This window comes from Paenisporosarcina sp. P4_E4_2 (assembly GCF_056401595.1).
This window is the reverse complement of record NZ_JBFUJC010000152.1, coordinates 1-7,340: the sequence shown is the minus strand read 5'-3', so window position 1 is coordinate 7,340 and position 7,340 is coordinate 1. Positions and strand designations below refer to the sequence as shown.

General features: G+C 40.0%; 8 protein-coding genes. All 8 read left to right on the top strand.

What is annotated here, in order from left to right:
- Nucleotides 1-47: 47 nt before the first annotated feature.
- The gene (gene mutY / locus AC1DSB_RS11500) at nt 48-1,112 is read left to right on the top strand and encodes an A/G-specific adenine glycosylase (RefSeq protein ID WP_477531746.1); all 1,065 of its coding nucleotides are present in this window, start codon (nt 48-50) and stop codon (nt 1,110-1,112) included.
- The gene (fabL, locus tag AC1DSB_RS11495) at nt 1,112-1,858 is read left to right on the top strand and encodes an enoyl-[acyl-carrier-protein] reductase FabL (RefSeq protein WP_477586754.1); all 747 of its coding nucleotides are present in this window, start codon (nt 1,112-1,114) and stop codon (nt 1,856-1,858) included. Before mutY ends, fabL begins: the two co-directional genes overlap by 1 nt.
- Before the next feature lie 66 nt (nt 1,859-1,924).
- Complete coding sequence (locus AC1DSB_RS11490) at nt 1,925-2,137, top strand: gamma-type small acid-soluble spore protein (RefSeq protein WP_477531747.1); 213 nt, start codon at nt 1,925-1,927, stop codon at nt 2,135-2,137.
- Between the two features lie 136 nt (nt 2,138-2,273).
- The gene (gene ntdP / locus AC1DSB_RS11485; protein ID WP_477531748.1) at nt 2,274-2,819 is read left to right on the top strand and encodes a nucleoside tri-diphosphate phosphatase; all 546 of its coding nucleotides are present in this window, start codon (nt 2,274-2,276) and stop codon (nt 2,817-2,819) included.
- Between the two features lie 53 nt (nt 2,820-2,872).
- Complete coding sequence (locus tag AC1DSB_RS11480) at nt 2,873-4,624, top strand: ABC transporter ATP-binding protein (protein ID WP_477586753.1); 1,752 nt, start codon at nt 2,873-2,875, stop codon at nt 4,622-4,624.
- A 176-nt stretch (nt 4,625-4,800) separates the two neighbouring features.
- Nucleotides 4,801-5,820 carry an ABC transporter ATP-binding protein gene (locus AC1DSB_RS11475; protein WP_477586752.1) on the top strand — a complete coding sequence of 340 codons (1,020 nt, stop codon included), beginning with the start codon at nt 4,801-4,803 and terminating at the stop codon, nt 5,818-5,820.
- Nucleotides 5,795-6,778, top strand: coding sequence for an ABC transporter ATP-binding protein (locus AC1DSB_RS11470; RefSeq protein WP_016429229.1), 984 nt, complete (start codon nt 5,795-5,797; stop codon nt 6,776-6,778). Before AC1DSB_RS11475 ends, AC1DSB_RS11470 begins: the two co-directional genes overlap by 26 nt.
- A 30-nt stretch (nt 6,779-6,808) precedes the next feature.
- On the top strand, nt 6,809-7,340 hold a 532-nt coding region (locus AC1DSB_RS11465; RefSeq protein WP_477586751.1), incomplete at its 3' end, for an ABC transporter substrate-binding protein.

The window sequence follows — 7,340 nt, the reverse complement described above, 5'->3', positions numbered from 1 at the left end:
ATACCCGTAATGTAGAACATGTAATCAATAGAATGTAGGTGTAAAGTATGAATGAATTCAACAAAATTGAATTTCGTAAATCGTTAATTGAATGGTATTTAGAAGAAAAAAGAAATCTACCTTGGAGAGAGACATCAGATCCTTACAAAATATGGGTTTCGGAAATCATGCTCCAACAAACAAGAGTGGATACAGTCATACCTTATTACAATCGTTTTATAGAAGCTTTTCCTACAATGGAAGAATTGGCGAATGCTGAAGAAGAAAAAATTCTGAAACAATGGGAAGGTTTAGGCTACTACTCCCGTGTACGGAACTTACAAGCAGGAGTAAAGGAAGTAGTTGAAACTTATAATAGTGTAGTACCTTCAACAAGAAATGAAATTTCGACACTAAAAGGTGTAGGCCCTTACACGGCTGGTGCCATATTGAGCATTGCTTATGGACGACCTGAACATGCGGTTGACGGGAACGTCATGCGAGTATTATCACGGGTTCTTCTAATAAAAGAAGATATCGCAAAGCCGAAAACGAGAAAAATTTTTGAACAAGCCGTTTCTGAAATCATCGACCCGCAAGATCCGTCATCCTTCAATCAGGGATTGATGGAACTGGGCGCAGTGATTTGTACGCCAACATCGCCAAAATGTTTATTGTGTCCAGTTAGAGAAAATTGTGCTGCTTTTTATGCAGGTGAACAAAATGACTTGCCAATAAAAACGAAAAACAAAAAAACGAAAGCACAACATTATGATGTTTATATTGCCCAAAATGAACAAAAACAATTTCTCATGGAAAAAAGACTTGAAACAGGTTTGTTGGCGAACATGTGGCAGTTCCCCATGATTGAGCGTGCAAACAAAGATGAAGGGACGATTCCACTGTTCCAAGATCGTTATGACATACATTTTACAAAAGAATTGGATTTAGGTTCTTTTAAACATGTCTTTTCTCATTTAACATGGGAGATGAATAGTTTCGTTGGACATGGAGTCGAAGTAAGTCTGACTGAAAGTTGTAAGTGGTTATCATTAGAAGAAATTAAAGAAGTACCGATGCCTGTCCCAATGTTGAAAATTTGGCAGGCTTATATGGAGAGGGGAAAACTATAATGACAACAAACAAAGTGGCGTTAGTTACCGGAAGCAGCAGAGGACTCGGAAAGGCAATTGCGATTGAACTTGCAAAAAATGGATATGATATCGTTGTAAACTATGCGCGCAGCAAAACAGCTGCTCTCGAAACAGTGAAAGAAATTGAAGCGCTTGGTCAAAAAGCCCTTCTTGTACGCGCAAACGTAGGAGATGTAGAAAAATTAAAAGCGATGTTTGAAACAATTCGTGAAGAGTTTGGCCGTCTGGATGTATTCGTAAGCAATGCAGCTTCTGGAGTTCTGCGACCAGTAATGGAATTGGAAGAATCCCACTGGGACTGGACCATGAATATTAATGCGAAAGCCATGCTATTTGGGGCACAGGAAGCGGCAAAATTAATGGACCGAGGCGGAAAAATCGTTGGAATCAGCTCACTAGGCTCGATTCGTTATTTAGAAAATTACACAACTGTAGGCGTATCAAAAGCAGCGATTGAATCCATTACGCGTTACTTAGCTGTCGAACTTGYGGCAAAAGGGATTGCAGTAAATACTGTTTCCGGTGGAGCGCTTGATACAGATGCATTAAAGCACTTCCCGAATCGCGAAGAACTATTGGATGACGCAAGAAAAAATACACCTGCTGGACGTATGGTTGAAATCGAAGATATGGTCAAAACAGCCATGTTCTTGATTTCAGATGGCTCGGATATGATTCGCGGTCAAACCATCATTGTGGATGGCGGACGCTCCATCGTAATGTAAAAAAAAAATTTGTAAGCATAAGTTTTCTCAACCTGCACACATTAATGAGTATGGAGGTGAAAATTCATGCCAAACAAAAACAACAACCAACCAACCAACGCTGCAGAAGTACGTAGACAAAATCAACAATCAACGATGGGTACTCCAGCTAACTTCACTACAGAGTTCGGTTCTGAAACTGATGTTAACGAAGTAATCCAACGCAATCAACAATCTGCTCAGAAGAAAAACAATGCTTCTGGTCCACAAGTAAACCGCAACAATAATTCAACTAAATAATGATTATTCACCACTAATCAGCGAGGGCTTATGCCTTCGCTGATTTTTTTGCTACAGTTTTTGTAAATTGGTTGGTATAATGAGTACACTGCAAGATTTATATATATTGTGCTTTGACGAAAAGGTGGGCTTATCCATGTCAATACCAGCAGAAGGAGAAACGATTCAGATCCACAGCTACAAGCATAACGGCAAAATCCACCGCGTCTGGCAGGAAACAATGGTTCTGAAAGGGACAAGAAATATTGTCATTGGCGCGAACGAACGCACGCTCGTTACCGAGTCAGACGGTCGCACTTGGTTAACACGGGAACCATCGATTTGTTATTTCCATGCTGAACACTGGTTTAATATCATTTGTATGTTGCGCGAAGATGGTGTGTACTATTACTGCAATATTAGTTCACCATTTATCTACGATAACCAATCTTTAAAATACATTGATTACGACTTAGATGTTAAAGTCTTCCCAGATATGACATTTACAATTTTGGACGAAGATGAATTTGAAGATCATAAAAAGCAAATGAATTATCCTGAGGTTATTGATACGATCTTACATCGTAATGTGGAAAAACTAATTAGTTGGATTAAACAACGAAAAGGACCATTTGCACCAGATTTTATCGAGGTATGGACAAACCGTTACCTATTTCACAAGCAACTTCGAATACGTGAGTAAATGATGCCTGTTGAATCCCAACAGGTTTTTCATTTGGAAAGGAAAGTGAACGGATGAGCAGTACAAAAAGATATATGAAGTTTGTTAAACCATATACTTGGCAAATTGTCCTCACGGTTGCCATTGGGATTGTCAAATTTGCCATCCCGTTATTTATTCCATTATTAATTAAAATTGTAATTGACGATATCATCAGTGTAGATACATTGACAGATGCGGAAAAGACGCGGCAGTTATTTTATTGGCTGGGCGGAACTGCACTCGTATTTTTCATTGTAAGACCACCGATTGAGTATTACCGACAATACTATGCACAACTTGTCAGTAATAAAATTTTGTATGATATAAGACAAGAATTATACGCACACTTGCAACGCCTGAGTTTGCGGTTTTATTCAAACACACGGGTTGGAGAAGTCATCTCCCGTGTAATCAACGACGTTGAACAAACCAAAAACTTTGTCATGATTGGCTTAATGAATTTATGGCTGGATTTAGCCACGATTTTGATTGCTGTTGCGATCATGCTGACAATGGATGTTCCATTAACTCTCGYTACATTACTGGCTTTCCCATTCTATGCGTTCAGTGTGAAATACTTCTTCGGACGATTGCGTGACCTGACTCGAAAACGGTCTCAAGCACTGGCGAGTGTCCAAAGTTATTTGCATGAACGTGTCCAAGGTATGAGCATCATTAAAAGTTTTACTTTGGAAAAACATGAACAGCAAATTTTTGATAAAGCAAATGGCGAGTTTCTTGACAAGGCTGTTGATCATACAAAATGGAATGCGAAAGCTTTTGCTGTAGTCAACACCATTACGGATGTTGCGCCACTTTTGGTTATTGCCTACGCTGGATATCAAGTTATCAATGGAAATTTATCTGTCGGGACAATGGTTGCGTTTATCGCGTATATCGAACGCCTTTATAATCCTTTAAGACGATTGGTAAATTCATCAACTACATTGACGCAAGCGTTCGCTTCAATGGACCGGGTATTCGAACTAATGGATGAAAAATATGATATTGAAGATGGTCCAAATGCACAGGATATGCCGACTATAAAAGGGAAACTGCAGTTTGATCACGTTTCTTTCAAATACGAGGAAGAAAATAATCTCGTGTTAAATAATATGAATTTCACGGTAGAGCCAGGTCAAACAGCTGCTTTTGTAGGAATGAGCGGAGGTGGGAAGTCGACCATCATCAGTATGATTCCCCGATTTTATGATGCAACAAGCGGTTCGGTCAAAATAGATGACCAGGATATTAAAGATGTAAAAATTCATTCATTACGCGAACAGATTGGAATAGTATTGCAAGATAACATACTGTTCAGCGACTCTGTGAAAGCAAATATACTTATGGGACGTCCAGGTGCTACGGAAAACGAAGTAATTGAAGCGGCAAAAGCTGCGAACGCTCATGACTTTATCGTTTCGCTACCCGAAGGTTACGAGACGAAAGTCGGGGAACGTGGAGTCAAATTGTCAGGAGGACAAAAACAACGTGTTGCCATTGCGCGCGTATTCCTGAAAAATCCTCYGATTTTAGTTTTGGACGAAGCAACTTCTGCGTTGGACTTGGAAAGCGAGTCCTTGATACAGGACTCTTTGGAGCGCTTGGCACATGACCGGACCACGATTATTGTCGCCCATCGCCTTTCGACGATTACTCATGCGGATCAAATCTTTGTTATTGATCATGGCGAACTAAAGGAACAAGGAACGCATGATGAATTAATGAATTCGAAGGGAATATATTACAACTTATTTCAAGTTCAACAACTGGATATAGACTAAAAAGGTTCTCCTGAAAAGGGGAACCTTTTTTTGTTAAACAATAGAAGTATGACTTATATAATAAATATTGCAATTATAATTATTATTTGTATAATAAAGAACATATCGAATTTTCTGAAATAATGATACTAATAAAACTATTTATTTCGTATGCTAGGAAAAGGAGGGCCATCATCATGAGTGAACGAAAAGCGATTCTTCAAGTAAGAAGTCTTCAAACATCCTTTTTCACAGATGACGGAGTAATTCCCGCAGTAGACAATATTGATTTTTCCGTACATGAAGGAGAAGTACTCGGTATCGTAGGGGAATCTGGTTGTGGGAAAAGTGTTACTTCTTTATCCATTATGGGGTTAGTACCAAGTCCTCCAGGTAAAATTACTGGTGGTGAAATTCTTTTTGGCGATAAGGACTTAACTAAATTAAGCGATAAAGAAATGCGTAAAGTCCGCGGCAACGACGTGGCAATGATTTTCCAAGAGCCTATGACATCTTTGAATCCATTGTTCACAATAGGGAATCAATTGATGGAAGCCATTCTTATCCATAAAAAAGGCTGGTCAAAAAAACAAGCAAATACACGTGCAATTGAAATGCTTACCCTTGTAGGTCTTCCGCGTGCTAATGAATTGATGAAAGAATATCCGCATCAACTATCAGGTGGGATGAGACAGCGGGTCATGATAGCAATGGCTCTTGTATGCGATCCGAAAGTGTTAATTGCAGATGAACCGACAACTGCACTCGATGTAACTATTCAAGCGCAGATCCTGGCATTGATGAAAGACTTGAATGAACGATTGAATACAGCTGTTTTGTTAATCACACATGATCTTGGGGTTGTGGCAGAGACTTGTGAAAGAGTTGTGGTCATGTATGCGGGCCAAATTGTTGAAGAAGGTCCGGTTCWAACGATTTTTAAAGACCCTCAACATCCATATACAAAAGGATTGTTGCAATCCGTTCCGGACATGCGTTATAAAAAACAACGTTTATATTCGATACCCGGTAATGTACCAAAACCCGGTACCATAAATACTGGATGTCGCTTTGCTGCACGATGCGAGTTTGCATTTGAAAAGTGCCTGACACACAATCCAGAATTGTATCAAACTGCATCGGTACATAAGACAAGATGCTTCTTGTACGAAGATCAGGAGGTATCCACTCATGACAGAACCCTTGTTGAAAGTTGAAGGACTTAAAAAGTATTTTCCCATACGTAAAGGATTACTCAGTCGTGTGTCTGGGCATGTAAAAGCGGTTGATGATGTATCGTTTTACGTAAATAAAGGCGAAACTCTTGGAATTGTGGGCGAGTCTGGCTGTGGGAAATCTACTACCGGTCGCATGCTTATGAGATTACTAGAACCGTCAGAGGGAAAAGTAGTTTTCGATGGTAAAGAACTGACGAATATATCCGATGATGATATGCGAAAGGCACGCCGGGAAATTCAAATGGTTTTCCAGGATCCATATGCTTCCTTAAATCCTAGACATACCATTGAGAAGATTTTGGAGGAGCCTCTGATTGTGCACGGAATCGGTGACGCCAAAACTCGCAAAAAGAAAGTCCATGATTTTCTGGAGATTGTTGGGTTAAGCAGTTACCATGCAAAACGCTATCCTCATCAATTCAGTGGTGGACAACGTCAGCGTATCGGCATTGCTCGTGCGCTCATGACGAACCCTAAACTGATTATTGCAGATGAGCCCGTTTCAGCTCTTGACGTGTCCATTCAAGCACAAGTGTTGAACTTGATGCAGGATTTACAAAAAGAATTAAACCTGACTTATATATTTATCGCGCATGATCTAGGGGTTGTTCGTCATATAAGTGATCGAGTAGGGGTTATGTATCTAGGCAAAATGGTCGAGCTTGCTAAAAGTGAGTTGCTTTATGACAAGCCACTTCACCCTTATACACAGGCTTTGTTGTCTGCTGTACCGGTTCCGGATCCGAATTTTGTGCGGGAACAAATGCTTATAAAAGGAGATATTCCTAGTCCGTCAAATCCTCCGTCGGGATGTACTTTCCACACGCGCTGTCCTTTTAAAATGGATGTGTGTACAAAAATCGTACCGAAGTTAGAAGAAGTTGAACCAGGTCATTCTGTTGCCTGCCACCTATACGGTGAACATGCGCAACAATGATAAATAAACAAACAATATGGAGGGGTCAATTTGAGTAAGAAGAAACTGTGGTCACTTGCTTTATTAACAATGCTAGTCCTCTCAACGATTTTAGCGGGCTGTCAATCTGATTCATCAGACGGAAACAGCGGAGACGACGAAAAAGAACCGAAAATTTTAGTATTTGGTCGTGGTGGAGATTCTGTATCTCTAGATCCGGCAACTGTAACTGATGGAGAATCATTTAAAGTAACGCAAAACGTTTTTGAAACACTTGTGAACTTCGGTAAACAAGATACAGAAATCAACCCAGGCCTTGCAAAAGAATGGAAGCCTTCAGAGGATGGCTTAACTTATACATTCCAATTGGAAGAAGGCGTTAAGTTCCATGATGGTACTGACTTCAATGCAGAAGCTGTTGTAGCTAACTTTGAGCGTTGGGCAAATGGTTCTGGTGAAGACTTCTATTACTATTCATCAATGTTCGGTGGTTACAAAGGTGATGAAGGACATGTTATCGATTCTGTTACTGCAGATGGAGATTACACAGTCGTGTTCAAATTAAAACGTCCACAAGCACCAT